This is a genomic window from Ralstonia sp. 25mfcol4.1 (assembly GCF_900104095.1).
Taxonomy (GTDB): domain Bacteria; phylum Pseudomonadota; class Gammaproteobacteria; order Burkholderiales; family Burkholderiaceae; genus Cupriavidus.
Window position 1 is genome coordinate 356,331 of the sequence record NZ_FNJO01000005.1, and the last position, 26,338, is coordinate 382,668.

The window sequence follows — 26,338 nt, forward strand, 5'->3', positions numbered from 1 at the left end:
ACGTAGTAAAACGACTTTACAACCTATCCGTTGTAACTTGAAAATACAACCTTTACGTAGTAAAACGGCTTTACAACGCAGATGTTGTGAATCTGGTTCCGACGCGTTCGCGCAGCCCCCATGGCCAACCAATATCCCATCCGAATCCTGACCCAGCTCAATCCGGTATTGCAGGGCTTTCGCCGGTCGCGCGGCCTGACGCAGGCCGAGGTAGCGGCACGCCTCGGTGTCAGCCAGCAAAGCTACGCCCGCCTGGAAGCCAATCCTGGACGCGCCAGTATGGCGCGCGTCCTGGCGGTGCTGCAGGCGTTGGAGGTGGATCTGCTACTGGCGCCGCGCGGCGCGGCGGCGGCCGCGGATTCCACTGATGCGGCCGGCGCCGGGAATGTCCGGCGCAGCAAGGCTGACAGGCCCGGCAAGCCCGGCACCGCCCAGGCAAAGGCGCGGCCAGCCGGCACGGCCGCCCGCCGCCAGTCCAAGCCCGACCAGGGATCGGGAGAGGACTGGTAATGGGCAGGCGTCCGCTCCGGCGCCGGCTTGGCGTCTGGATGAACGGCTGGATGACGGGCACGTGGGAACGGGGCACCGACGGCGAGTCGTTTGCCTACGACGCCGACTGGATGGAGAGCAGCCAGGGGCGTCCCCTTTCCCTCTCGCTGCCATTCCGGTCCGATGCCGCCCCGTATCGCGGTGGCGTGGTCACGGACTACTTCGACAACCTGCTGCCCGACAGCGATGCCATCCGCCGCCGGCTGGCGCAGCGCCATCGCACCCAAGGCACCGGCCCGTTCGACCTGCTGGCCGCGCTGGGGCGCGACTGCGTCGGCGCACTGCAACTGCTGCCCGAAGGCGCCGAGCCCGAAGGGCTGCGCACCATCGAGGGCACGCCGCTGGATGAGGCGGCCATCGCGCGGCTGCTGCACGATGCCACGCGCAGCGCACCGCTCGGCCAGCACGACGACGAAGGCGACTTGCGGCTGTCGATTGCCGGCGCGCAGGAAAAGACCGCGCTGCTGCATCACGGGGGGCAATGGCTGCTGCCGCGCGGCAGCACCCCCACCACCCATATCCTCAAGCTGCCGCTGGGACTGGTTGGCAACATGCGCGCGGACATGCGCACGTCGGTCGAAAACGAATGGCTGTGCGCCCGGATGGTGGGCCACTTTGGCCTGCCCATCGCCGATTGCGCCATCGAAACGTTCGAGGATCAGAAGGTGCTGGTGGTGGAACGCTTCGACCGGCGGCTGGCGCCCGACGGCAGCTGGATCATCCGCCTGCCGCAGGAGGACTTTTGCCAGGCGCTGGGCCTGTCGCCGCTGTCGAAGTATCAGGCCGACGGCGGGCCAGGCATCGCCGACATCATGAGCGTGCTGGCGGCGTCCGAAACTCCGGCCCATGATCGTCGTAATTTCTTCAAAACGCAGATCCTGTTCTGGCTGCTGGCCGCGACGGACGGGCACGCCAAGAACTTCAGCCTGTCGATCGGGCCGGGCGGCCGTTACTGGTCGACGCCGCTGTACGACGTGCTGTCGGCGTTTCCGATCATGGGCGGCGGTGCAAACCAGTTGGCGCCGCAGAAGGCCCGCATGGCCATGGCCGTGCGCGGCACGCAGAACCACTATCGCATTGCGCAGATCATGCGCCGGCACTGGCTGGAGCAGGGGCGGCTGGTGGGCCTGCCTGCCGATGACGTCGAGGCCATCCTGATGGAACTGAAGGCCGCCGTCGAACCGGCCATCGACGCCACGGTGGCCGAATTGCCGGCGACGTTTCCGCAGGACGTGGCCGAGCGCGTGTTCGAGGGCCTACGGGCGCAGGCCAGGCGGCTCTGAGCATCGGCCGCTGTCGGGTGGCGATTTGTACCGTTGTGTATCAAGACGGCGGGCCGATACGTCGACACACCGAACGCGCGCTTGCGCCACACGGACGCGATACGTCCAACCCTTCCAATAGGCTCCATGGCGATTGCGCACGGTGCGCCGCCAACCATCGGTCCGGCTGGAGCCCCCTATGTCGAAAATCAACATCGCGTTGCAGCTGACGAGGACAGTGTTCTCGTCGCTGCCACCGGGTGCGCTCCAGGGGTTGACGCTGGCGGCCGCAGTCGTTGCCACCGCCACGGCCTGCGTGGCGCTGGTGATTGCGCTGCCGGCGCAGCCTGTACCGGACTTCCAGAACTAGTCTTGCCGGAATAAACGGAGAAACCGCAATGTGGAATCGCAAGCTGACGCACAACCGAACCATCGTATCGCTGGCCCTGGCCACCATCGGGCTGACCGCCGCTGCGGCGGCGCAGGCCGCGCCGCCCGCAGCCGAGGCCGCTGACAGGCAACCGTCGGTGGTCATCGTGCACGGTGCCTTTGCCGATGGTTCGGACTGGGCCAAGGTCATTCCGCTGCTGCAGGCCAGGGGCGTGAAGGTGCAGGCCGTGCAGAACGGTCTGGAATCGCTGGCCGGCGACGTGGCGGCCACGCGCCGCGCCATCGACAATCAGCCGGGCAAGGTGGTGCTGGTGGGGCATTCGTGGGGCGGCACGGTGATTACCGAGGCGGGCGCCAACGACAAGGTGTCGGCGCTGGTCTACGTCGCCGCCTTCGCGCCGGAAGCGGGCCAGTCCACCGAGGAAGCCGGCAAGGCATTCCCGCCCGCGCCGGGTATCGGCAAGCTGGTGGCCGACAAGGAGGGATACCTGTCGCTGCCGCCGCAAGCGGTGGCCAGCGATTTCGCGCAGGACGTGCCCGCCGCCCAGGCCCGCGTGATGGCCGCGACCCAGGGCCCGATCCAGGCAAAGGCATTTGGAGAAAAAACGAGTGTCGCGGCGTGGGCCAGCCGGCCGTCGTGGTACATCGTCAGCGCCAACGATCGCATGATCCCGCCCGATCTGGAACGTGCGATGGCCAGGCGCATTGGCGCCAGGGTGACCACGCTGCCGACCAGCCACGTACCGCAGCAATCCCGGCCTGCCGACGTGGCGAAGGTCATCCTCGATGCCGTGCAGACGGTGAAGACGCAGAACTGATACGGGGGCGGAAGCAGGGCGGCATCGAAGTCGGCCGCCATGCGCTTCCCTTTCCCGCGACCGGGAGAGGGATGTCCCCCACTTACTTGTTCGGCGTTGCCGCCGGGCCGGCCGGCAGTGGGTCGATGCCGTCGCGCTTGACGTAGGTGACGGACGTCACAAGGCTGGTGGTGGTGTACTTTTCCACGCCGCTGGCGCCCTGGCGTTCGCCGGGCTGCGCGTCGGTGTGGGTGATTTCGGCGACGTACATGCCCTTCCACGGCATGTCGAACGTCACCAGGCCCTGATCGTCGGTGCGGCCTTCCTTGGCCCACCCCGATTGCGTCACCAGTGCCACCTTCGCCTTGGGCAGCGGCTTGCCCTGGTAGTACGCCTTGAAGGCGCCGGGCTGGCCGGCGGGCACCAGGTCGAGCGTCAGCTTCGGCGGCAGGGCAGAGAAATCCGATACCCACCGGGCCGCCGGGTAGTAGCGGCTGGTGACCTCGGCATCGCCGCGCTTGAACGTACGCAGCGGGTAGCGGGCGTCTTCGGCCACCAGCGCGTCGCGTTCGCCCAGCGTGAACGGCAACTGGAAGCCGTCGGCGGTCTTCACGCCGTTCGCCGTCTTGTCGCCGCCCGCCGCCAGCAGCGTGGCGGTGGGCGTGCCGAACTTGTCGAGCAGACCGGGCGATACCTCGCGCAGGTTGTCACCGAATTCGCCGAAGCGGATCGACGCCGGGTGGCCGGTCGGCTGCTCGATCCAGATCTGGTGCGCCTGGGCCGCGCCGGACAGCGCGAGCAGGGCAGCGGCAAGGGAAATGGTCTTGTTCATGTGAAGCGGGCCTCCTCGGCGCAATCTTGAAATGGTAATCATTATTATCTGAAATGCCGTGTGACTGTCAAAGAACATTGTCTAGGCGAGGTGTCCGCCGCGTTGTGCGTGCCACACAGACATTGGAGACATGAAGACCGGTGGCGGCTGGATTATGCCAAAAGACATCGGCCGGAATCCCGCGGATTACCGTCATTTTCAAGCGGCGCCATTATTCTGACAAAATTGTAATGCTCAACGATTAAGAGAAAACCCTCGAATTGCAAATAGACGTTAAAAGATCACCTATAACTAGAGCCTACGTGTTGCGAACTGGTGTCACGCATCACGCCTCCGCCCGCCTGTGCTAGCCTGCGGGCTTTTTTTTGTCCATTTTTCGGCCATGAATGCGCTCGCATGATTAATGGCGGATTTTTCATTGGTCACAGTAATGAATGCATTTTGAAGGGTGGTGAAAACCCTCTCCCTGCTTTCGCTTGACTATGTTGGTATATCACATACCTTGTATCTGTCGCGTTTCGGATTACGCGAACATTACGCCGGACATTACATATTTGTAATCCGACATCGCCGTCGAACATTACAAACCTGTAATTCATTCGGGGATTTTTGATATCGAGGAGATTTCAGATGCAAAACGAATAGCCGGTCGATGAATTGCCTGGAAACCAAGGCTGGACAAGGGTTTCGGCGCGCACTCGGTACCAACTCGTGGTTTGAGCAATGGCGGTCCTGCGCAAATGGGTTTCACACGCGAAACCGGAAGACCAAAACAACAAGAACGATGACACAGGAGACACGCAAATGCAGGCGACCATATTACGGTTCGGGCGCACGGTGCCCGTGTATCGAACCGCATCCCCACACATTGCAGACCACACCACGACAACAGGGAGCGCGCAATGACTCACGCACCGACCGGGGCCCTGCGCCCCAATCCACAGGTTTCCGACAGCAAACGCTGGTTCCAGTTGCTGGTTGGCGTAGTCTGCATGATCGCTACGGCGAATATCCAGTACGCTTGGACGCTGTTTGTGCCGGAAATCCAGGACACCTTTGGCTGGTCCCGCGCCAATATCCAGATTGCCTTTACGATTTTCGTGCTGGTACAGACCTGGCTGGCACCGATCGAGGGGTATTTCATCGATAAATTCGGACCACGCCTGATGGTGGCGTTTGGCGCGCTTTTCATCGGCCTGGCCTGGGTGATCAATTCTCAGGCCACCACGCTGATGGGCTTCTACGTCGGCGCCGCCGTGGGCGGGCTGGGGGTGGGTTCGATCTACGCCACTTGTATCAATAATGCGATCAAGTGGTTCCCGGACCGTCGCGGGCTGGCCGTGGGCCTGACGGCGGGCGGCTACGGTGCCGGGTCGGCGGCCACCATCCTGCCGATCGCCGCGATGATCGAATCGCAGGGCTTCCAGCACACGTTCATGTTCTTCGGCATCCTGCAGGGCGCCCTGGCGTTCATGGCGGCCTGGTTCCTGCGTGCGCCGCAGGCCAACGAGGTGAAGGCATCGAGCAAGATCTACCAGTCCACGCGCGACTACACGCTGCGCGAGGCGCTGGCCACCAGGCTGTTCTGGCTGATGCTGGTGATGTTCGTGCTGGTGGTCACCGGCGGCATGATGGCCGTGGCGCAGCTGGGCGTGATCGCCAAGGATCTGGGCGTCAAGGAGTTCAAGGTCGACCTGTACTTCTTCACGATGGCCGCGCTGCCGCTGGCACTGATGCTCGACCGCGTGATGAATGGCATTTCGCGGCCGCTGTTCGGATGGATCTCGGACAACATCGGGCGAGAGAAGACGATGGTGATCGCGTTCTCGCTGGAAGGTATCGGGATCATCGCGCTGGGCTACTTCGGCAGCAACCCGTACGCGTTCCTGATCCTGTCGGGCGTGGTGTTCCTGGCGTGGGGCGAGGTCTACTCGCTGTTCTCGGCCCTGGCCGGCGACGCCTTCGGCACCAAGCACATCGGCAAGATCTACGGCGTGCTCTACACGGCCAAGGGGATTGGCGCGCTGTTCGTGCCGATCGGCAACCTGATGATGGAAGCCACCGGCACGTGGTCGACGGTGCTCTATACCGTAGCCACCATGGATCTGCTGGCCGCGTTCCTGGCGTTCACGGTACTGAGGCCGGTGTTCGCGAACCATGTGGCAGCATCGAAACGGGCCTTTGCCGAGGAGCGGGGCGGGACGCAGGTGCCAGCCTGACGGACGGTGCAGGCCGGGAAGGCGCCACGGCTGGCGTCTTCCCGGTTGCGCGGCAGCGTCCGGGGCAGGGCGGGACGTCATTACCGCGCCGTGCATCTATAATCCGGCATGACTTCTTCAGCCCCCACCCCATTTGCCACGCTGCCGCTGTCCGCGGCCATGCAGGCGACGCTTGCCCAGCTTGGCTACGACGCCATGACGCCGATCCAGGCTGCCAGCCTGCCGCTCGCGCTGGCTGGCCACGACCTGATCGCCCAGGCGCGTACCGGAAGCGGCAAGACCGCCGCTTTCGGGCTTGCCCTGCTGCACCGGCTGGACCCGCGTTCCTTCGACGTCCAGGCGCTGGTGCTTTGCCCGACGCGCGAACTGGCCGACCAGGTCACCCAGGAAATCCGTCGCCTGGCCCGCGCCGAGGACAACGTCAAGGTGCTGACGCTCTGCGGGGGATCGCCGATCCGCCCGCAGGTGGAAAGCCTGGTGCACGGCGCCCACGTGATTGTCGGCACGCCGGGCCGGATCATCGACCACCTTGATCGCGGCAGCCTGAATCTCGACACGATCAACACGCTGGTGCTCGATGAGGCCGACCGCATGCTCGACATGGGCTTTCATGACGACATCGCGTTCATCGCCAGCCACGCACCGAAGAACCGGCAGACGCTGCTGTTCTCGGCCACGTATCCGGACGCCATCGACAAGCTCGCCCATCGCTTTCTGCGCCAGCCGAAGACGGTGAAGGTAGCGGAGTCGCACGACGCCGGCACCATCACGCAGCGGTTTTACGAAGTGGAGAATGGCGAGCGGCTCAACGCCGTTGGCCTGTTGCTCGACCATTTCCGCCCGGCCACCACGCTTGCGTTCTGCAATACGAAGGCACGTTGCCGCGATCTGGCCGATTTGCTACACGCGCAGGGTTACGCCGCGCTTGAGCTGCATGGCGACCTGGACCAGCGCGAGCGCGATCAGGTGCTGGTGCAGTTTGCCAACCGGAGCTGCTCGGTGCTGGTGGCCACCGATGTGGCCGCGCGCGGGCTCGACATCGCGCAACTGGAGGCCGTGATCAACGTGGACGTCACGCCGGACCCCGAGGTGCACGTGCACCGGGTGGGCCGCACCGGGCGTGCCGGCGAGGCCGGCATGGCATTCAGCCTGGTCAGCCTCGACGAAATGGGCCGCGTGGGCAATATCGAACAGCATCAGGGCGGCGAGTTCGAGTGGCATCCGCTGACCGAGCTGACGCCTTCAGGCGGCGGACGCCTGCTGCCGCCGATGGTCACGCTGCAGATGCTGGGCGGCCGCAAGGAGAAGATCCGCGCCGGCGATATCCTGGGCGCGCTGACCGGCGAGGCCGGCTTCACGAAGGAGCAGGTCGGCAAGATCAGCGTGATGGAGATGTCGACCTACATCGCCGTGGACCGCGCCATCGGCCGCGAGGCGGTCAAGCGGCTCAACGATGGCAAGGTCAAGGGCCGCAAGGTGAAGGTCAGGATGCTGACCACCGGCCAGCGTTAAGCCATTCCCGCTGCCAAGCCGGCCCGCCCGGGGCCGACGAAAAAAACCACGTCCAACCAGACGTGGTTTGCAGTGCTACCGCCGCGGCCGATGGCGCGCGGCGCATTCCCCGTGCGGCTTACCAGCGATAGCGCACGCCCAGCTTGGCGCCGATCGCATTGCTGTCGCCGAAGTTCTGCACGCTGGTGCGCGCCAGCAGTTCGCCGTAGACCGTGTAGCGGTCATCGTTCCAGTTCATCGACGCACCGATGCCCAGGCCCGCCCACAGCGCCTGTTCCTTGCTGACCACGCTGATGTCGGCCACGCGTGCCGACGTACCGTGCAGGAAGTCGTAGTACAGGTTCGTGATGCCGTACACGTGCGAGCGGCTGGTCTTGCCGTTGGCGGCTGTCCATTTCGTTTCATGATCGAGCGACACGCCCAGGCGCGAGACCAGGCTGTTGCCGTTGTCACGCGACACATTGGCGCCGTACTGGTCCGTGAACGCGTCGAAGCGCACCTGCGACCAGGCCAGCTGGGCCTGCGGCGTGATCGACCAGTCGCCGCCCAAGGCGAGCTGGTGGCCGGCTTCCACGCTGGTGGCCACGCCGCTGCCGCGATTGCCGTTGGCGAGCTTGGTGGCCAGCGTCGACGAGCGGAGGTCCGTGTCGTACCAGGTCAGCGTGGCGCGCGCATCGACATACGAGCCGTTGTTGCCGTACCACGTCGCCGTTCCGCCAAAACCGTAGCCCGTGGCATCGATCGCGCCGTTGCCGAACATCGACGAGACACTGGCGTTGGCAATGCCGTAGTGGAAGGTCGGTCCGACGACCAGCGTACCGCTCTGGTTCTGGATGACCGGCGCATCCACGCCGCCTTCGAACTTCCACATGCGCACGTTGTAGCTGGCACTGGTGGTGCTGGTGGACGGGTCGATATGGGTGTTCGAGCCTTCCACACGCGCCCAGGCGCCACGGCCGATGATCGGCTTGCCGGCTTCCTGCTCGGCCTGCACCGAAGCATTGGACGACCACGCGCGGTTGCCCACGCGCTGCTGCAGCGTGCCCAGTTCGTTGAAGCGTTGCAGCACGCTCGAATAGGCTTCGTACACGGGGACGGTCGGGGCCAGCAGCGGCCCGGCGGCGGCTGCAGCCGGTGCGCCAACGACGGCCGGGTCCAGCAGCGACGAGCGCAGGTACCAGCCGCCATCGTCGGGCGTGGACACGCCATTCTTGAACAGCCGATAGCCGTAAGCGCCGGCCACCACGGCCGGTTGGCCCTGGAACGTGTAGTCGCCGGCCAGCGTGAAGGCGCCGTTCGACGCGCCTTGCACGTCGATGACCTTGATGCCCTCGGAGGTCAGTGCGCCAGCGCCGCCAACGTTGACCACCCGCACCTGGCTGGCGCCCGACGTATCGCCCGTGACCACCAGGCGGCCGGTGGCCGATGCATCGCCACCCAGCGCCGTGTTCACCCGCACGGCGCCGCCGTTGCCGATGTAGTTGCCGGCGATGGTCAGCACGCCCGAACCGCCGCCCGGTGCGACCGTGCCGCTATTGGTGACATTGCCGAATACCGTGCCGGTGCCGGACAGCGTACCGGCCGCGTTCACCGTCACCGGGCTCGTGATCGAGCCATCGACGGCCAGCGTGCCGAGGTTGACCGTGGTCGGGCCGGCATAAGTCTGGGCGGTATTGAATACCGTGGTGCCGGTACCGTTCTGCGCCACACCGCCGGCACCCGTGATGGCGTTGCCGAAGGTGTAGGTGTCCGAACGGTTGAACGCCAGCGTGGCGCCGCTGTTGACCACGACGCTGCTGGCCAGGCTGCCGCTGGCGCCCCCGTTGCCGATCTGCAGCGTGCCTTCGTTGACCGTCCACGGCGTGGTGACGGTGCCGGCGCCGATCAGCGACCAGGTGCTGGCGCCCGCTTTTTCGAACTTGTCGAAGTTGCGGTACTGCGCGGTGTCGCCGATAGTCGAGACGTCGAACACGCTGTTGGAGGCACCGCCCAGGCGGAAGGTGTCGTTGGTGCCGGCACCGGCGACGACATTGCCGACGATGTTCGAGCCGGCCTGCAGTTCGAGCGTCGAGTTACTGGCTGCAGTCGCACCGAATTCGATGGCGTTTGCGTAGCCGTTACCGGCGCGGATGGTGCCGGAATTGGTGATTGTGAGTTGTGCGTTCTGTTGCACGTTGAGCGCGGAATTACCGACGCCGCCTTCGAGGAGGCCCGAGTTTTCGATGGCGATCGTACCCGACGAGATCCGAATCGCACGGCCGCCGCCCGTGCCGCCGCTCAGATCGGCGCCCCCACGAATCGTGCCCTGGTTGACCAGCAAGCCGCCGGTGGAAACAGAAAAGGCCACGCCCGACCCGGCCATGCCGCCAAAGCCATCGCCACCGACGATCAGGCCGGAGGCCCCGTTCACCAGGCGGGCGCCAGTGGCCAGCGAGACCCCGGCGCTCAGTCCGTTGGTGGCTGCGCTGAATGCGGTCGCACCGCCGCCCTTGATGGATCCGTTGTTGATGAGCGTCATGCCGGAGCCGTTGACGGAAATCCCCACGCCGCCGCCCGTGCCGGCAGTCGTTGAACCGCCCCCCTTTGCAGCGCCATTGAAGACAGCTTGCGCGCCCGGACCCAGCAGCGTCAGGCCAATGCCGCCAGCGGCGGCAGTCCCGCCGAGGTACGTCCCGTTGAATGTCCGGGGCGATGCTGCAGTGAACGTGAACCCGGCGGTGCCCGTATTTCGGATCAGCGCAAAGCCCTGCGTATCGAAGGTGACCGGTTTGACGGGCGAATTAAAAGTCGAAGTGCCGGGCGAAGTGACGGTGATGTCCGCAGTGAAGCGGATTGTCGCCGACGGATCGCCGTCGGTCATGGCAGCCCCGAGTGCCGCCCGCAGTTCGGCCTCGGTGCCCACCAGGTATTCGGCCGCCGAGGCGCTCACCGGGAACAGCAGGGCGACAGCCAGGGTGATGGAGGACGCTTGCGGCGCGCGCACGCGTGCCTGCCGCATTCCACGACAAAAGTTTGCTTGCATTGAACTACCCCATTCCGTTTGTTTTATTTTGGATACAACGTGAAGCGGGGCTGATGGTAGATCAATATGTGATTCTTTGTATCGTCAACGAATTGGGGTGTCGCGAGGCTGCGACGTCACGTCGAGAGCGTTCACAAATGAGTTGCTAACCGCACCGGGACGGTCTAACGCAGAGGCTTTAACTTGGCATTCTGCCTGTCGGAATAGGGGCGCGAGCGCCTTTCCGCCCGTACCTGATGGACGCAATGGACGCAATGGGCGCAATGGCGCTCACCACATGAAGAAGGGGCGCCTTGGCGCCCCTTCTTCATGAACCTCAAGCCAGTTCCTGCTCCGGAACCGACTCGACCTGTCTGGCCGCAGGCTGCCGGCTCGCGGTCAGCCGCCGGTAGCGCCCCAGCGCCCACAGCGGAAAGTACGCGGTATAGCCGTGGTACTTCAGATGGAAGATGCGCGGGAAGCCGGGTGCATTGTGATAAGGATGGGTCCAGAAGCCGTCCTGGCCCTGTGCGCCCACCAGCCAGGCCACGCCGCGCCTGACCGAATCCGATTCGTGCTCGCCCAGCGCCAACTGGCCCAGCAGCGCCCACGCCGTATGCTCGGCGGTGCTGCCCGCGTCGTGCGTGCCTGCCAGTTCGGGGTGCAGATAGCTGTCGTTGGTCTCGCCCCAGCCGCCATCGGCGTTCTGTTTGCCGCGCAGCCAGTCCACCGCGCGCCGCATCATCGGCAGCTTGCGGTCCACGCCGGCCAGCGCCAGGCCGGCCAGCACGCTCCACGTGCCATAGATATAGTTGGTGCCCCAGCGGCCCCACCAGCTGCCGTCGGCCTGCTGCGTCTGGCGCAGATACCCGATGCAGCGTTCACGCGAGCTGGCGTCCTGCGGGCGGTTGGTTACGCCCATGGCCAGCAGCATGCGCCCGGACACGTCTTCGGTGGGCGGGTCGAGCAGGGCGCCATGATCGGCGAACGGAATCGCGTTCAGGTAGTCGCGGTCGCAGTTGGCGTCGAACGCGCCGAAGCCGCCGTTCTTCGACTGCAGCCCGATCGCCCAGTCCAGCGCGCGCTCCACGTGCGGCCGGAAGCGCTCGGCCTGACCCGTGCGCTTGCCGTGTGCGTGCAGCATGGCCAGGACCACGGCGGTGTCGTCGATGTCCGGGTAGTACGGGTTCTCGTACTGGAACGCCCAGCCGCCCGGCGGCGTGCCGGGCGCGGCGTTGTGCTGCCAGTCGCCCACCAGATCCAGCACCTGGCGTTCGGTCATCCATTCGTAGCCGCGCGCGATGGCGGCCTTCGATTGCTCGGTGACTGGCGCCTGCTCCAGTGCCATCAGGCTCCAGGCGGTATCCCATACCGGCGACAGGCAGGGCTGGCAGTACGAGATGCCGTCGTCGCGGTGGACGATCAGCTTTTTCAGCGCGTCCATGCAGTCGCGGCGCATCGGATGGTCCTTGGCATAGCCCATCAGCACCATCATCTCGTAGGCGTAGACCATCGGCGGGAAGATGCCGCCGAAGCCGTCCTCGCCGTTCATCCGCTCTTCGCTCCACTGCACGGCGCGCTGGATGGCCTTGCGGCGCAGCGCGCGCGGGATCAGCGGCTCCACATGGCGTACCACGCGGTCGAGCTTCAGGAACAGGCCCTGCAGGCCGGGTTTGCGCGGAAAGTACTCGGTCTCCAGTTCGGGCGGCGTCACGAACAGTTCCTGCACGTGGATGCCGAGCGGATTCTTCGCCTGCGCGCGCATCGAGCACAGCACCAGCAGCGGCACCATGGTCGTGCGGGCCCAGTAGGCCACCTTGTCCATGTGGATCGGCGCCCAGCGCGGGAACAGCACGAATTCCACCGGCATGAACGGCGTGGCGCGCCACGGCACCTCGCCAAACGTGGCCAGCAGGATGCGCGTGAACACGTTTGACCGGGCCGCGCCACCGCGCGCCAGGATGGCATCGCGGGCGCGCACCATGTGCGGGGCGTCGGGCGAATCGCCGGCGGCCTTCAGCGCGAAGTACGCCTTGACGCTGCACGACACGTCGAGATCGCCGCCGTAGTACAGGTCCCAGGCGCCGTGCCGGTCCAGCCGCTGCAGCGCGCGCAGGTACTTCGCCATGCGAGCCTGCAGCGCGGTGTCGATCTCGTCGACAAAATGCATCATCAGGATGTATTCGGCCGTAATCGTGGCGTCGGATTCGAGTTCGAAACACCAGTGGCCGTCGGGGTGCTGCTTGTTGAGCAGGGCGTCGCGCGCACGGGCCAGGACGGCATCGATATCGGATGCCGGAATATCTTGTGGAGTCATGCTTGTTCTTGTTCCGTGCAGGGCTGGGTCAGCTGTTCAAGATGACCGACCAGCGCCGCGCGTTGGGCGGGATCGATGGTGCGATGGCCGAGCAGGTCGGCCAGCCAGAGGCCGTCGGCGGCCAGCCGGCACAACAGCAGGCGCGTGGCGTCTTCGCACTGGGCCGCGTCACGCTGCAGCGACGCGGCTTCCCATTCCTGGTAGGGCATGCGGAATTCGGGGCGGGCCATGACGAGCATCATGGCGGCCTTCCAGAGTTCGCGTTCGCCCGCTTCGACAAAGCCATCGGCCGATGCCCGCAGGTAGGCGCGCGTGTTGCGGCCATGCGGTTCGGCGTCGGATTCTGCCACCGTGGTCACCTGGCGCTTGAAATGGTCCAGCACCTCGCTGGACAGCGCCTGCAGCAGTTCCTGCTTGCTCGAAAAGTGATGCTGCAGCCCGCCCTTGGATACACCGGCGCGGGCCGCCACGGCATTGAGCGTCACCGCGCCGATGCCTTCCTCGACCAGCAGGTCGATGGTGGCGGCGATCAGCCGATCGCGAATCAGCTGGGGTTGCTTGGGACGGCGGTGGGCTTCACTCATGGCGCCGGAAGATACCATCCGGCCGGATTGTTTGCAAACCGATGCGCCGCCTGCGCCGCTTTACCGCGTGCGTCCATGTCTACATGTGTCTACATGAGCGGGCATCCCTTCAGTGACGGGATTCGGGGCCGTTAGTGCGCTGCAGCATTGACTCCCGCTTCTGTATCGCCATGCCAAGCAAACTTTCGATTCGATTTCGCCTGAACGCGGCCCTGGCCGTGCTGGCTGCCCTGCTGACCGTGATCGGCGTCATCGGCGTCCTCGGGATGCGCGCGTCCATCGCCGATATCCGCGAGATCTACACCAACCAGCTGGCGTCGACGCGCCTTGTGGCGGCATCGCAGCTGCATGCCGCCGTGGTGCGGACCACGCTCGATCGCGCGGTGTTCCATCCCGACGCCGCCGATGTGCCGACCACCATCGACAAGGCGGTGGGCTATCGCGAGAAGTCCGAGAAGGCGTGGAGCGCCTACCAGGCGCTGGCCAAGTCCGCCGAAGAAAAGGCGCTGTCCGATAAGGTCGAAGCCCTGCGTAGCAAATTCTTCAAGGAAGGCGTGGAGCCGCTGATCTCGGCACTGCGCGCCCGCGACGCGGCCGCCATAGATCAGCAGGTCATGGCGAAGATCCCGCCGATGTTCGTGGATCTGACCGCCGCCGTAAATGCGCTGGAACGCAACCAGAGCGACCAGGCGCAGGCCATGTACGACAACGCCACGGCGCGCTCGCAGCGATTCCTGTGGATGGTGACTGGCGCCATCGCGGTCGGCATCATCGGGGCGCTGGTCTGTGCCATTGGCCTGCGGCGTGCCATTTCGGAACCGCTGGTTCGCATGCTGGAAAGCTTTGGCCGGATTTCCCACGGCGACCTGACGGAGCGCATTCGTGTGACCAGCCAGGACGAAATGGGCGACCTGACCCAGGGCCTGCGCCAGATGCAGTCGGGCCTGATCGACGCCATCCAGACCATGCGTGGCGGCAGCGATGCGATTGCCACGGCCACGCGCCAGATCGCGGCGGGCAATCTGGATCTGTCGCAGCGCACCGAGCAGCAGGCCAGCGCGCTGGAAGAAACCGCCGCCAGCATGGAACAGCTGACGGCCATCGTGCGGCAGAACGCAGAGAACGCCCAGCAGGCCAACCAGCTGGCCGCGGCCGCTTCGGAAACCGCATCGCGCGGTGGCGAAGACATGCGCAACGTGGTGACGACCATGAGCGGCATCCAGCATGCGTCGCGCAAGATTGGCGAAATTACGGCGGTGATCGAAGGCATCGCGTTCCAGACCAACATCCTCGCCCTGAACGCCGCCGTGGAAGCGGCCCGCGCGGGCGAGCAGGGTCGAGGCTTTGCCGTGGTGGCCGGCGAGGTACGTGAACTGGCGCAACGGTCGGCATCGGCCGCCAAGGAAATCGTCCAGCTGATCAACGACACCGTGAGCCAGGTGGAGGCCGGCACGCAGCAGGTGGACAAGGCCGGCACCACGATGCAAGACCTGGTGCAGGCGGTGGGCCGTGTGACGTCGATCATGGGCGAGATCAGCACGGCATCTCGCGAGCAGAGCGCCGGCATTGACCAGGTGGGCAAGGCCGTCACGCAGATGGACCAGATGACGCAGCAGAACGCCGCGCTGGTGGAAGAGGCCGCCGCGGCGGCCAAGGCGCTGGAAGAGCAGGCCGATGTGCTGAAGGCCTCGGTGTCGTCGTTCCAGGTGCCGGCAGTGGTTTGATCCGCCCCTGGCCTGCGCGGTCAGTCCTTCACCAGCCCGCCGTCGAGCGCCAGGTTCTGGCCGGTCGCGGCGCGGGCCCCGGTGACGGAAGCACAGCACCGCGTCGGCGAATTCTTCGGGCGCGGTGCATGTCGGGCGCGCTCAGCTACCGGCCAGCGGGGCAAAACGCACGCGCTCATCCTCCAGCCGCCCGTGGAACATCTCGGCCGGGCGCACCCAGGGCGACGTGTCGTGCGGCCAGATATGCACGTAGACCGTCATGATTTCGTCGATTTCCGAGTGCTTCGCTTCAAAGATGCGTCGGTACAGGCCGCCCTTGTAGTGGCGGTGCGTGGCCAGCTTCAGCGCCTCGGCCTCGCTGGCCACCTTGTAGCGCGGGGTCTTGCCCTCGCCGAATTCACCCACCAGCGCAAAGGCCTGGCGGATGGCGTCGATGTCCGTGTCTTGCATGAGGAATTCCGGTTGGGTCTGCTGGGCCCGGTGCCGGCCCAGACTGGGCCGGCATTCTACTCCGGGCCGGGCTGACGCTTGCGCAGCGCCTCGGACAGCATTACGGCGTGATGGCCACCTTCAGCACCCCGTCGCGCTGGTTGGCAAAGAGGTCATAGGCCGATTCGATATCGGCCAGCTTGTAGTGGTGCGTGACCAGCGGCGCCAGGTCCACCCGGTGGGTCTCGATCACGTTCATCAGGCGGCGCATGCGTTCTTTGCCGCCCGGGCACAGCGAGGTGATGATCTTGTGGTCGCCCAGCCCGGCGGCGAACGGCCCTAGCGGAATGCGCAGGTCGGTGGAATAGACGCCCAGGCTGGACAGCGTGCCGCCGGGCTTCAGCACCCGCAGCGCCGCCTCGAACGTGGCTTGCGTACCCAGGGCCTCGATGGCGGCATCGACACCCCGGCCGCCCGTCAGCCGCAGGATTTCATCGACGACATCGGTCTTGCGGAAATTGACCACTTCGTCGGCGCCCATATGGCGCGCAATCGCCAGGCGATCGTCGATGCCATCGACCACGATGATTTTCGATGCCCCACGCAGCCGCGCACCGGCCGTGGCGCACAGGCCAATCGGCCCCTGCGCGAAGACCGCCACGATATCGCCAATCTTGATATTCGCCTGTTCGGCCCCTGCAAATCCGGTGGACATGATGTCCGGACACATCAGCACCTGCTCGTCGGTCAGCCCGTCGGGAATCGGGGCCAGGTTGGCCTGGGCATCGGGCACCAGCACGTATTCGGCCTGCGTGCCGTCGATGGTGTTGCCAAAGCGCCAGCCACCCATCGGCTTGTAGCCATGGCCGTGCGACTGGCCGTCCTGCGACGCGCAGCCGTCCTGGCAGGCGTACGAATAGAAGCTCGGACAAATCGCGCCCGCAATCACGCGCTGGCCTTCCTGATAGCCGGTGACGTTGCTGCCCAGCTTCTCGATCACGCCGACCGGCTCGTGACCGATGGTCAGCCCGGGCTGCACCGGGTATTCGCCTTTGAGGATGTGCACGTCCGTGCCGCAGATCGTGGTGGTGGTGATCCGGATCAAGGCATCGCCGGGACCGACGCTGGGGATGGGCTTTTCCTGAAGAGTGATCTTGCCGGGACCTTGAAAGACGGCAGCACGCATGGTGGGCATGTTTAAGCTCCTGAAGACTTCGACGGAAGGGGACGGCCGCGGGGGCGAGCGGGCGCGCCGCTTCCAGTCTATTGCCACAGATTTGCGCGAGTGTTGATCAGAGTCGGAGGGTGCAGACGTTGACCTGTGGGGGTTCTGCCGTGCCTGGCATCGCGCCGGTTCTACTTCCCGCCGCGCTCAAGAATCTTGTACAGATGCGACCGCGATATCCGCAGTTGCTGCGCCGCGCGTTTCTTGTTTCCACCGTGGCGGGCGATGGCGTCGAGCACCGCCGCATAGGCCAGCCCGCTCATGCCGCCGCCAGCATCGGTCGGCGGCGTGCCGAAGGCCGGGACATCGCTGACAGGGCCGCTGGACACCGCTGTCCCGAATGCAGGTACCTCCGGGATATCGGCCGCCACCACCGTACCCCGCGCCGCGTCCCCCCGCGCAAAGTCCGCCACCTTCAGCGCGCGGCCGTCGCAAAACACCAGCGCCTCTTCCACGCGTTGCCTTAGCTGTCGGACATTGCCCGGCCATGGCTGTCCGGCAAGGTATCGCGCCACATCATGTTCGATCCTGGGCGCCGGCATGCCATTGCGCGCGCAGAAGGCTTCGACGAAATGCTGCAGCAGGGCCGGAATATCCTCGCGCCGTTGCCGGAGTGCGGGAATGCGCAGCACCACCCCGCTGAGCCGGTAATAGAGGTCCAGGCGGAATCTTCCCGCGTCGATCAGTTCGGGGATATCGCGATTGGTGGCCGATACCAGACGGAAATCCACCTTGCGGGCGCGTCCGCTGCCTAGCCGTTCGACCATGTGGTCTTCCAGCACGCGGAGCAGTTTCACCTGCATTTCCATGGGAATATCGGCGACCTCGTCGAGGAATACCGTACCGCCGGCGGCCAGTTCGAGCTTGCCGGCCTGGCCCTGACGCTTGCTGCCGGTGAAGGCGCCGGGGGCGTGGCCGAACAGTTCGGACTCGATCAGCGTGGCGGGCAGGGCGGCCAGGTTCAGGCTGACCAGCGGGCGGTCGGCGGCAGGGTCGTCGTGGCCGCTGCCGTGGATGGCGCGTGCCACCAGTTCCTTGCCGGTGCCGCTTTCGCCCAGGATCAGCACCGGCACGTCCAGCCGGCCCACGGTCTGGATTTCGCGGCGCAGGCGCTGCATCGGCGCGCTGTCGCCGATCAGGCCCAAATTCGACTGGCGTTCGCGCAGGCCTTCCACTTCGCGCTGGTACCGTGCCACCTCCGAGCGCAGCGTCACCAGTTCCTTGTGCAGCCGCACCAGTTCCTCCGGCCCCTTGAACATCACCTGGCCGATGGCGCCCACCACTTCGCCGTGCTGGCGGATTGGAATGCGGTTGACCACCCGGCTGGTGTGATTCAGTTGCTGCAGCTGGCCGATCTCGGCCTTGCCGCTGCTCACGACCTGCGGCAGCCGTGAGTTCGGGATCACCTCGGCCGCCGCGCGCCCGATGCCGGCGCCGGGCTCCAGTCCCAGAAACTTCTCGTGGACCGGGCTGATGAAGCGCACCAGCCCCGCGTGGTCGACCACAGTGATGGCCTGGTAGGGATCGTTCAGGAAGTGGTCGAGGATGGCATCGGCAAATGGCACGGTGCCCAGGAAATCGAACAGCGTGGCCTGTGCGTCGGCACGATGCAGCAGGATCAGGTGCCGGTCGGCGTCTTCGAGCGACAAGCCGATGTAGCGCGCCTGTCCCACGGCCAACGGAAACAGCCGCCTGCCGCTTGCCGGATCGGCGTTTGCCCGGGCAACCCGCGCAGCGTCCGCCACGGCGGGATCGGCACAGACCCCGAAGGCTGTCACGGGGCGGCCGTCGCCCTGGCATACCAGTACGCCGAGGAACGCGGAATCCGGACGCGGATCGACCGCCGCGGTCGCCTGTGTTGTCTCCGTGGACACGCGTGTCTCCTGTTGTGTCCTTGGCGAGGACACTTTGATGTATTTGTCGCGGACATCTTAACGGTGTCACATGGAATTCTCAATGTAATCAAGGCACAGACAGATACCCAAAAGCTGGCACGCCTTGTGCAAAGTGTCTTCGCATCAACACAAGAAAGACAGTCGGAGACAGACACGTGAGCTGGCAGCCTGAAGTGGACGAACTTGCCTGGCGGCGGCGGCTGGCCGCCCGCATGGGCGGTGACAGCAAGGTGGAGCGTCACAAGGCGGCGGGCAAGCTGACGGTGCGCGAGAGGGTCGATGCGATTGCCGATCCGGGGTCGTTCCGCGAGGTGGGCGGCCTGAGCGGCAGCGGCCGCTATGACAGCAACGGCCGGCTGATCGACCTGATTCCGTCGAATCTTGTCATGGGCCGCGCGCAGGTGGACGGCCGCCCCGTGGTGCTGGTGGGCGACGATTTCACGGTGCGGGGCGGGGCCAACGACGGCGCGCCCGGCGACAAGCTGATCCATGCCGAAAAAATGGCCCACGACCTGCGGCTGCCGATGATCCGGCTGGTTGACGGCACGGGCGGCGGTGGGTCGGTGCGCAATATCGAGATCAAGGGGCACACGCTGATTCCGACCATGAAGGTCTGGCAGTACGTGGTGGAAAACATGGCCACCGTGCCCGTGGTGTCGCTGGCGCTGGGTTCCGTGGCCGGCATGGGCGCGGCGCGCGTGGCGGCGAGCCACTATTCGGTGATGGTCAAGGAGACCTCGCAGCTGTTCAGCGAAGGGCCGCCGCTGGTGGCGCAAGCCGGCCCGGACATCGGCAAGAACGAACTGGGCGGCAGCCAGATCCACACCCGCAATGGCGTGGTGGACGACGAGGTGGCCACCGAGCCGCAGGCCTTTGCGCGTGCCCGGCAGTTTCTGTCGTACCTGCCCGCCTCGGTGTATGACCTGCCGCCCCGGACTGAAACCCGGGATAGCCCGTCGCGGCGCGACGAATGGCTGCTGGCGGCCATTCCGCGCGACACGCGGGCCGCGTACCAGATCCGGCCCATCCTGGAGGCTCTGGTCGATGCCGGATCGTTTTTCGAGACCGGCGCGCAGTGGGGGCGGGCCATCGTCACTGGGCTGGCCCGGCTCGATGGCTGGCCGGTGGCCGTGATCGCCAGCGACCCGGCCTGGCACGGCGGCAACTGGGACAGCGACACCGCCGAGAAATTCACCCGCTGTGTCGATCTGGCGCAGACCTTCCATCTGCCAGTGGTGCATCTGGTGGATACGGCGGGCTTCCAGGTCGGGCCGGAGGCCGAACAGGCGGGGATCATGCGCTACGGCGTGCGGGCGCTGGCGGCCGTCTACCAGGCCACGGTGCCGTGGTGTTCGGTCATCGTGCGGCGCGCCTATGGCGTGGCGGCGGCGGGGCATCAGCACATGGGCCGGTTCAATTTCCGCTACGCGTGGCCGTCGGCCAACTGGGGGGCCTTGCCGATAGAGGGTGGCCTCGAAGTGGCCTACAAGGCCGAGATCGAGGGCGCCGACGATCCCGTGCAGAAGCGCGCCGAAATCGAACAGCGCGTGCGCAGCCTGACGTCGCCGTTCCGTAGCGCCGAGGCGTTCGTCATCGAAGACATCATCGACCCGCGCGATACCCGCGCGCTGCTGTGCGAATTCGCCAACCTGGCGGCGCCGCTGCGCGAGCCCGGCGTCAGCCGCTTTGGCGTGCGGCCCTGAGCCGGCACCCCCGACAACAAACATCGGAACACCAGAACAACACAGGAGAGAGACTTGAAGAAGCTGCTGATTGCGAACCGGGGCGAGATTGCCCTGCGTATCCTGCGGGCCGCGCGGGATCTGGATATTGGCACCGTGGCGGTCTATTCGCAGGACGACGTCAGCGCGCTGCATCGCGTGCTGGCCGACGAGGCCGTGGCGCTCGACGGCGCAGGTCCGGCGGCCTACATCGACATCGCGGGCATCATCGCCGCAGCCCAGGCCACCGGCTGCGACGCGGTGCACCCGGGCTATGGCTTCCTGAGCGAGCGCGCGGACTTTGCGCAGGCGTGCGCGGCGGCCGGCATCCGGTTTATCGGCCCCGGCGTCGAGCATCTGGCGATCTTCGGCGACAAGGGCCGGGCGCTGGAACTGGCCGTGCAGAGCGATGTGCCGGTGATGCCGGCCACGCATGGCGGCGCAACGCTGGAAGAGATCACGGCCTTCTTCGATGCGCAGGGCGCGGCCGGCGTGGTCATCAAGGCGGTGGGCGGCGGCGGCGGGCGCGGCATGCGGGTGGTGCGTCGGCGCGAAGACGTGGCCGAAGCCTATGCGCGTTGCCGCTCCGAGGCGGCGTCGGCGTTCGGCATCGACGCGCTGTACGCCGAGCGGCTGGTGGCGCGGGCGCGCCATATCGAAGTGCAGATTGCCGGCGACGGCGTCAACGTGGTGGCGCTGGGCGAGCGCGACTGCACGCTGCAGCGCCGCTTCCAGAAGCTGGTGGAGATTGCACCAAGCCCGGTGCTCAAGCCTCAGCTGCGCGATCAGATCATCAAGGCCGCGCTGCGGCTGGCACGCCGGGTGAGCTACGCCAGCCTGGGGACGTTCGAGTTCCTGGTCGAGGAAAACGAGGCGGGCGATCAGAAGGACTTCGTCTTTATCGAGGCCAATCCGCGCCTGCAGGTCGAGCATACGATCACCGAGCAGGTCACCGGCGTGGATCTGGTGGCGCTGCAGATCGGGCTGGCGGCCGGGCGCACGCTGGGCGACCTGGGGCTGGACCCGGCCGCGCCGCCGCAACCGCGCGGCTTCGCGATCCAGGTGCGCGTCAACGCCGAGATGACCGATGCCAACGGCCTGGCGCGTCCGGCGCACGGCCGTCTGGAGCGATTCGACCCGCCGACCGGGCCCGATGTCCGCGTCGATACCCACGCCTATACCGGCTACGAACCGTCGCCGAATTTCGACACGCTGCTGGCCAAGCTGATCGTCAGCAGCGGCACGTCGGACTTCGGCGCGGTGCTGCGCCGCCTGCAGCGCGCGCTGGCCGAATTCCGTATCGGCGGCGTACCGACCAACCTGAACCTGCTGCGCGCGCTGGTGCAGCGAGACGAATTCCGCACCCAGGCCGTCCACACGCGCCATTTCGAGGCCATCCTGCCCGAACTGGCCGCAGCCGCGGAAGCGATTGCCGACGCCGCGCGCGCGCAGGACGCGCTGCTTGGGGGCTCGACGCGTCCGCCGGTCCACGGCCTGGCGCATGCAGCGGGGGCCGAGGAGCAGGTGGACGACGGGCTGGTTGCGATCCGCGCGCCGTTGACGGGCCGCGTGGTGGACATCGCCGTCGAACTGAACGCGCTGGTCAAGCCCGGCCAGACCGTGGCCGTGCTCGACGCCATGAAGATGGAGCACGCAATCGTGGCCGAGTGCGCCGGCCGTGTGGTGGACCTCCGCCTGGAAAAGAATGCGCTGGCGGCCGAGAACCAGATCCTGATCGTGCTGGAAGCCGCCGATGCCGAAGGCGTGGCGGCCGACACCGCGCAGGCGCACGATGCCAACGCCATCCGCGCCGATCTGCAGCGTGTGCTGGACCGGCACGCCTTTCTGCACGACGCCGCGCGTCCCGATGCCGTGGCCCGGCGCCGCTCGCGCGGCCAGCGCACCGCCCGCGAGAACATCGCCGACCTGTGCGATGCCGACAGCTTTGTCGAATATGGGGCCCTGGCACTGGCCGCGCAGGCAAGCCGCCGCACCCGGGAAGACCTGATCGCCAACACGCCGGCCGATGGCCTGATTACCGGCATCGGCAACGTCAATGCCGATCTGGTCGGCAAGGAGCGCGCGCGCAGCGCGGTGATGGCCTATGACGCCACGGTGATGGCGGGCACGCAGGGCAAGCGCAACCATATCAAGACCGACCGCATCGTCGAGGTGGCGCTGCGCGACGAACTGCCGCTGGTGCTGTTTGGCGAAGGGGGCGGCGGACGGCCCGGCGATGTGGACTTTCCGTCGGTGTCGGGCCTGTACCAGCCGTCGTTCGCCGCCTTTGCCGAACTGAGCGGCCAGGTGCCGGTGGTGGGCATCGTGTCGGGCCGCTGCTTCGCGGGCAACGCCGCGTTCCTGGGCTGCTGCGACGTGATCATTGCCGACAAGTCGGCCAATATCGGCATGGCCGGGCCAGCCATGATCGAAGGCGGCGGCCTGGGCATCTTCCGGCCTGAGGACGTGGGGCCGGCGCCGGTGCAGTTTGCCAATGGCGTGATCGACATCCTGGTGGAAAACGAGGCCGAAGCCACGCAGGCGGCCAAGCACTACCTGTCGATGTTCCAGGGCCGCGTCGCGCACTGGAGCGCGCCCGATCCGGCGGCCCTGCGCCACGTGGTGCCGGAAAACCGCCTGCGGGTCTACGACACGCGCAAGGCCATCGAGGGCATTGCCGATGTGGATAGCGTGCTGATGCTGCGCGGCGGCTTTGGCGTGGGCATCCACACGGCGCTCGCGCGCGTGGAAGGCCAGCCGGTGGGCATCATGGCCAACAACCCGTACCACCTGGGCGGGGCCATCGACGCCGATGCGGCCGACAAGGCGTCGCGCTTCATGCAGCTGTGCGACGCGCATGGCCTGCCCATCGTCTCGCTGATCGACACCCCGGGGTTCATGGTGGGCCCCGATGTCGAGGCCCGTGCGCAGGTACGCCACGTATCGCGCATGTTCCTGACGGCGGCCAAACTGCGCGTGGCGCTGCTGGCCGTGACGCTGCGCAAGGGCTACGGCCTGGGCGCGATGGCCATGGCGGGCGGCGGCTTCCGCTCGGCGAACTTCACGATCTCGTGGCCGACCGGCGAGTTCGGGCCGATGGGGCTGGAGGGCGCCGTTCGGCTCGGCTTCAAGAAGGAACTGGAAGCGGTGCCCGATGGCCCGGAGCGCAAGGCGCTGTTCGACCGGCTGGTGGCCCAATCGTACGAGCGCGGCCACGCGATCAACACGGCGGCGGCGGTGGAAATCGACGCGGTGGTCGATCCGGCCGAGACGCGCAAATGGATCGCGCAGGGCATTGCTTCGGCGGAACTGCGCGGCCGCCGCGAGCGTCGCGGCTTTGTGGACGCCTGGTGAGCGCCCCCGTGGATGTACGGAACCCAAGGAATCAGGAGGCACTCATGACCAGGAATGGTCCGGATCCGGCGCAACTGGCGCTGGGGGGATTGCGCGTGCTGGAAATTGGTACCGGGCCGGCGCTGGCCTACGCGGGCAAGCTGTTTGCCGATTTCGGCGCCGAGGTCATCAAGGTGGAAGATGCGGCGGGCGATGCGTGGCGGCGCATGCCGCCGTTGATCGACCCGCCTGCGGGCGGGCAGCCCGAGAGCGCGCTGTTCGGCTGGCTCAATACGAACAAGCGCAGCGTCGTTGCGTCGGGCGGCCCCGAGGACGGCGCCTGGCTGGCCCGGCTGGCCCGCACGTGCGATGTCGTGCTCGATGCGCGCGCGCTTGACGCAGGCATCGCCGTGCTTGAGCGGCCGGTGTGGCGGGCGCCGGGTGAGCCCCACGGCCATGTGCCCATCGACATCGCGCTGACGTGGTTCGGTGAAAGCGGCCCGTACAGCGAATTCGCGGGTACCGAGGCGGTCTGCCGGGGGCTGGCGGGCGCCGTGCATGGCAGCGGCCCGGTGGAGGGGCCACCGCATATGCCGCACGACGTGCAGACCGGCATCGTGGCAGGACTGAGCGCATTTTCGGCGGGAGTCGGGGCGCTGCTTGGCGCCAGCCAGGGCAGCCGGCGCTACGTGCTGAGCCTGCACGAGTGCATCTTCAGTGTGGTGGAAATGGAGGCGGGCATGGTCCAGGACAAGCGCCACCCGCTGCGCCGCATGGGTGTGAACCGCTTCTGCGGCACGCATCCGGGCGGCATCTATGAGACCGCCGAGGGGTGGATCGGCATCTTCACGCATACCTTGCCGCAGTGGAAGGCGCTGTGCGAGGCGATCGGGCGTCCGGAGCTTGGCAGCGATCCGCGCTTTGCCAGCGGCCCCGCGCGGATGCTGGTGGCCGACGAGATCGACGCATTCCTGAAGCCGGCGCTGCGCAAGCGGACGGCCGAGGAATGGTTCGCGCTGCTCGGCGACAAGAAACACCCGGCCGTGGTGGTACCCAGCATGGCGACCCTGCTGGGGCAGGCCGTGCATCGCGAGCGAGGTGCCTTCGTCCCGGTGGACATGGACGGCGTGGCGTTCGAGGGCCCGGTGGTGCCGCTGCGGCTCGATGATGCCGGACCGCTGCCCGGCGGCAAGGCTCCCGGGCTGGGCGCGGACACCGCGTTCTATCGGCATGCGGGTCTCGATCGCCATCCGCACCGGGCGCTGTCGCCGGCGCCCGCCGGATGCCTGCCGCTGGACGGCATCCGCGTCATCGACCTGACCATGGGCTGGGCGGGGCCGCTGGCCACGCGGACCCTCGCCGATCTGGGTGCTGAGGTCATCAAGGTGGAGAGCACGGGCTATCCGGACTGGTGGCGCGGCGCGAATTTCACCGACGAGTTCTATCGTGACAGGCTGTACGAGAAGAATTCGAACTTCAACATGATGAACCGGAACAAGCTCGGCATCACCTTGGACCTGACCCGGCCCGAAGGCAAGGCGCTGCTGCTGGACCTGGTGGCGCACGCCGATGCAGTGATCGAAAACTACTCGGCCGAGGTATTGCCCAAGCTTGGCCTGACCTACGACACGCTGCGCGCCCGCAATGACCGCCTGGTAATGGTGTCGATGCCGGCCTTCGGGCTGGGCAACGCCTGGAGCAACACGCGCGCCTATGGCGGCACGCTGGAACAGGCCAGCGGCCTGCCGTGCTACACGGGCCACCCCGATGGTCCGCCGGCCATGACGTCGTATGCCTACGGCGATCCGATTGGCGGTCTGAACGCGGGCGCCGCGATGCTGGTGGCGCTGTTCGCCCAGCAGGCCACGGGCAAGGGGCGGCATCTGAACCTGTCTCAGGTGGAGGCCATGCTGGCACTGACCGCGCCGTACATGATCGAGCAGTCGGTATCGGGCCGGGTGGCGCCGCGTCAGGGCAATCGTCATCCGCTGACCGCGCCGCACGGCTGCTACCGCTGCGCGGGCGACGACGGCTGGATCGTCTTGAGCGTGACCGATGCCCAGTGGCCCGCGCTGTGCCACGTGATCGGCCGCGCGGACCTGGCCGAAGGCACGGCGCTGGCCGATGCCGCAGGCCGGCGCGCGCAGCATGACCGTATCGACGCGGCCATTGCCGCCTGGTGTGCGGCGCGCGAGCCCGACGACGCCATGCGGCAGCTTCAGCAGGCCGGCGTCGCCGCAGGCGCGGTCAAGCCCATGTGGCAGGTGCTGCAGGACCCCCATCTGCATGCGCGCGGCTTCTGGTGCGAGGTGGAGCGACCCTATGTCGGGCGATATGCCGCCAGCACCAGCTGGTTTCGTGGCGCCGACGGGCCGGCGCCAATTCGCCATGTATCGCCCACGCTGGGGCAGCACACCGACCAGGTGCTGGCCAGCGTGCTCGGGCTCGGCGCCGAACAGCGCGCGGGGCTGGAGCGCCGGGGCATCACGGGACAAACCGCCCGGCCCAAGGGCACCGGGACATCGGCCTAGCCCGGCGTCCCGGGCGG

General features: G+C 66.7%; 17 protein-coding genes. 10 read left to right on the top strand and 7 right to left on the bottom strand.

Translation table 11 applies throughout. From position 1 onward, the window contains the following. The first annotated feature begins 120 nt into the window (after nt 1-120). From BLQ58_RS11965 to BLQ58_RS11975, 4 genes are all read left to right on the top strand, one after another. Nucleotides 121-510: a helix-turn-helix domain-containing protein gene (locus tag BLQ58_RS11965; protein WP_029050910.1), complete on the top strand. Its 390-nt coding sequence runs from the start codon at nt 121-123 to the stop codon at nt 508-510. Beyond that, nucleotides 510-1,832: a type II toxin-antitoxin system HipA family toxin gene (locus BLQ58_RS11970; protein WP_029050909.1), complete on the top strand. Its 1,323-nt coding sequence runs from the start codon at nt 510-512 to the stop codon at nt 1,830-1,832. The genes BLQ58_RS11965 and BLQ58_RS11970 overlap by 1 nt, the downstream gene beginning before the upstream one ends. A gap of 178 nt (nt 1,833-2,010) precedes the next feature. Continuing rightward, nucleotides 2,011-2,181 (top strand): hypothetical protein, encoded by a 171-nt coding sequence (locus BLQ58_RS29120; RefSeq protein ID WP_175459890.1) that lies wholly within the window; start codon nt 2,011-2,013, stop codon nt 2,179-2,181. 28 nt (nt 2,182-2,209) lie between these two features. Continuing rightward, entirely contained in the window at nt 2,210-3,019 is an 810-nt protein-coding gene (locus BLQ58_RS11975) for an alpha/beta fold hydrolase (RefSeq protein WP_049815835.1), read from the top strand. Between the two features lie 82 nt (nt 3,020-3,101). Here BLQ58_RS11975 and BLQ58_RS11980 read toward each other — a convergent pair whose 3' ends face one another. Continuing rightward, nucleotides 3,102-3,830 (bottom strand): DUF4198 domain-containing protein, encoded by a 729-nt coding sequence (locus tag BLQ58_RS11980; RefSeq protein ID WP_029050907.1) that lies wholly within the window; start codon nt 3,828-3,830, stop codon nt 3,102-3,104. 902 nt (nt 3,831-4,732) lie between these two features. Between BLQ58_RS11980 and oxlT the strand changes: the two genes are divergently transcribed. Both oxlT and dbpA read left to right on the top strand, forming a co-directional pair. After that, nucleotides 4,733-6,049 carry an oxalate/formate MFS antiporter gene (gene oxlT / locus BLQ58_RS11985; protein WP_029050906.1) on the top strand — a complete coding sequence of 439 codons (1,317 nt, stop codon included), beginning with the start codon at nt 4,733-4,735 and terminating at the stop codon, nt 6,047-6,049. Nucleotides 6,050-6,157: 108 nt separating this feature from the next. Then, a complete protein-coding gene (gene dbpA, locus BLQ58_RS11990) occupies nt 6,158-7,561 on the top strand; it encodes an ATP-dependent RNA helicase DbpA (RefSeq protein WP_029050905.1) in 1,404 nt (467 codons plus the stop codon). Between the two features lie 118 nt (nt 7,562-7,679). Here the strand turns inward: dbpA and BLQ58_RS11995 are convergent, their stop codons facing one another. The 3 genes from BLQ58_RS11995 to BLQ58_RS12005 all read right to left on the bottom strand — a co-directional run bounded on the left by BLQ58_RS11995 (nt 7,680) and on the right by BLQ58_RS12005 (nt 13,463). Then, nucleotides 7,680-10,559, bottom strand: coding sequence for an autotransporter family protein (locus BLQ58_RS11995; RefSeq protein WP_049815834.1), 2,880 nt, complete (start codon nt 10,557-10,559; stop codon nt 7,680-7,682). Nucleotides 10,560-10,899: 340 nt separating this feature from the next. Next, on the bottom strand, nt 10,900-12,879 hold the full coding sequence (shc, locus tag BLQ58_RS12000) for a squalene--hopene cyclase (RefSeq protein WP_049815833.1): 1,980 nt from the start codon (nt 12,877-12,879) through the stop codon (nt 10,900-10,902). Further along, nucleotides 12,876-13,463 (bottom strand): TetR/AcrR family transcriptional regulator, encoded by a 588-nt coding sequence (locus BLQ58_RS12005; RefSeq protein ID WP_029050903.1) that lies wholly within the window; start codon nt 13,461-13,463, stop codon nt 12,876-12,878. The genes shc and BLQ58_RS12005 overlap by 4 nt, the downstream gene beginning before the upstream one ends. 170 nt (nt 13,464-13,633) lie before the next feature. Between BLQ58_RS12005 and BLQ58_RS12010 the strand changes: the two genes are divergently transcribed. Continuing rightward, complete coding sequence (locus BLQ58_RS12010; protein ID WP_049815832.1) at nt 13,634-15,187, top strand: methyl-accepting chemotaxis protein; 1,554 nt, start codon at nt 13,634-13,636, stop codon at nt 15,185-15,187. A 141-nt stretch (nt 15,188-15,328) separates the two neighbouring features. Here BLQ58_RS12010 and BLQ58_RS12015 read toward each other — a convergent pair whose 3' ends face one another. The 3 genes from BLQ58_RS12015 to BLQ58_RS12025 all read right to left on the bottom strand — a co-directional run bounded on the left by BLQ58_RS12015 (nt 15,329) and on the right by BLQ58_RS12025 (nt 18,715). Next, nucleotides 15,329-15,553 carry a DUF1653 domain-containing protein gene (locus BLQ58_RS12015; protein ID WP_029050902.1) on the bottom strand — a complete coding sequence of 75 codons (225 nt, stop codon included), beginning with the start codon at nt 15,551-15,553 and terminating at the stop codon, nt 15,329-15,331. A 184-nt stretch (nt 15,554-15,737) separates the two neighbouring features. Continuing rightward, nucleotides 15,738-16,811: an NAD(P)-dependent alcohol dehydrogenase gene (locus BLQ58_RS12020; RefSeq protein WP_029050901.1), complete on the bottom strand. Its 1,074-nt coding sequence runs from the start codon at nt 16,809-16,811 to the stop codon at nt 15,738-15,740. Between the two features lie 161 nt (nt 16,812-16,972). After that, on the bottom strand, nt 16,973-18,715 hold the full coding sequence (locus BLQ58_RS12025; protein ID WP_029051517.1) for a sigma-54 interaction domain-containing protein: 1,743 nt from the start codon (nt 18,713-18,715) through the stop codon (nt 16,973-16,975). A gap of 176 nt (nt 18,716-18,891) precedes the next feature. On the opposite strand from BLQ58_RS12025, the gene BLQ58_RS12030 reads away from it, so the two are divergent. The 3 genes from BLQ58_RS12030 to BLQ58_RS12040 are packed head-to-tail and all read left to right on the top strand — an operon-like array spanning nt 18,892 to nt 26,321. Then, nucleotides 18,892-20,439, top strand: coding sequence for an acyl-CoA carboxylase subunit beta (locus tag BLQ58_RS12030; RefSeq protein ID WP_029051516.1), 1,548 nt, complete (start codon nt 18,892-18,894; stop codon nt 20,437-20,439). Nucleotides 20,440-20,493: 54 nt separating this feature from the next. Continuing rightward, a complete protein-coding gene (locus BLQ58_RS12035) occupies nt 20,494-23,811 on the top strand; it encodes an acetyl-CoA carboxylase family protein (RefSeq protein WP_029051515.1) in 3,318 nt (1,105 codons plus the stop codon). Nucleotides 23,812-23,855: 44 nt separating this feature from the next. After that, the gene (locus BLQ58_RS12040; protein WP_092597988.1) at nt 23,856-26,321 is read left to right on the top strand and encodes a CaiB/BaiF CoA-transferase family protein; all 2,466 of its coding nucleotides are present in this window, start codon (nt 23,856-23,858) and stop codon (nt 26,319-26,321) included. Nucleotides 26,322-26,338: the final 17 nt, after the last annotated feature.

Bases quoted from the DNA above. Each gene is read 5' to 3' on its own strand.
- BLQ58_RS11965 (WP_029050910.1), top strand. From the start codon at position 121: ATGGCCAACCAATATCCCATCCGAATCCTGACCCAGCTCAATCCGGTA.
- BLQ58_RS11970 (WP_029050909.1), top strand. From the start codon at position 510: ATGGGCAGGCGTCCGCTCCGGCGCCGGCTTGGCGTCTGGATGAACGGC.
- BLQ58_RS29120 (WP_175459890.1), top strand. From the start codon at position 2,011: ATGTCGAAAATCAACATCGCGTTGCAGCTGACGAGGACAGTGTTCTCG.
- BLQ58_RS11975 (WP_049815835.1), top strand. From the start codon at position 2,210: ATGTGGAATCGCAAGCTGACGCACAACCGAACCATCGTATCGCTGGCC.
- BLQ58_RS11980 (WP_029050907.1), bottom strand. From the start codon at position 3,830: ATGAACAAGACCATTTCCCTTGCCGCTGCCCTGCTCGCGCTGTCCGGC.
- oxlT (WP_029050906.1), top strand. From the start codon at position 4,733: ATGACTCACGCACCGACCGGGGCCCTGCGCCCCAATCCACAGGTTTCC.
- dbpA (WP_029050905.1), top strand. From the start codon at position 6,158: ATGACTTCTTCAGCCCCCACCCCATTTGCCACGCTGCCGCTGTCCGCG.
- BLQ58_RS11995 (WP_049815834.1), bottom strand. From the start codon at position 10,559: ATGCGGCAGGCACGCGTGCGCGCGCCGCAAGCGTCCTCCATCACCCTG.
- shc (WP_049815833.1), bottom strand. From the start codon at position 12,879: ATGACTCCACAAGATATTCCGGCATCCGATATCGATGCCGTCCTGGCC.
- BLQ58_RS12005 (WP_029050903.1), bottom strand. From the start codon at position 13,463: ATGAGTGAAGCCCACCGCCGTCCCAAGCAACCCCAGCTGATTCGCGAT.
- BLQ58_RS12010 (WP_049815832.1), top strand. From the start codon at position 13,634: ATGCCAAGCAAACTTTCGATTCGATTTCGCCTGAACGCGGCCCTGGCC.
- BLQ58_RS12020 (WP_029050901.1), bottom strand. From the start codon at position 16,811: ATGCCCACCATGCGTGCTGCCGTCTTTCAAGGTCCCGGCAAGATCACT.
- BLQ58_RS12040 (WP_092597988.1), top strand. From the start codon at position 23,856: ATGACCAGGAATGGTCCGGATCCGGCGCAACTGGCGCTGGGGGGATTG.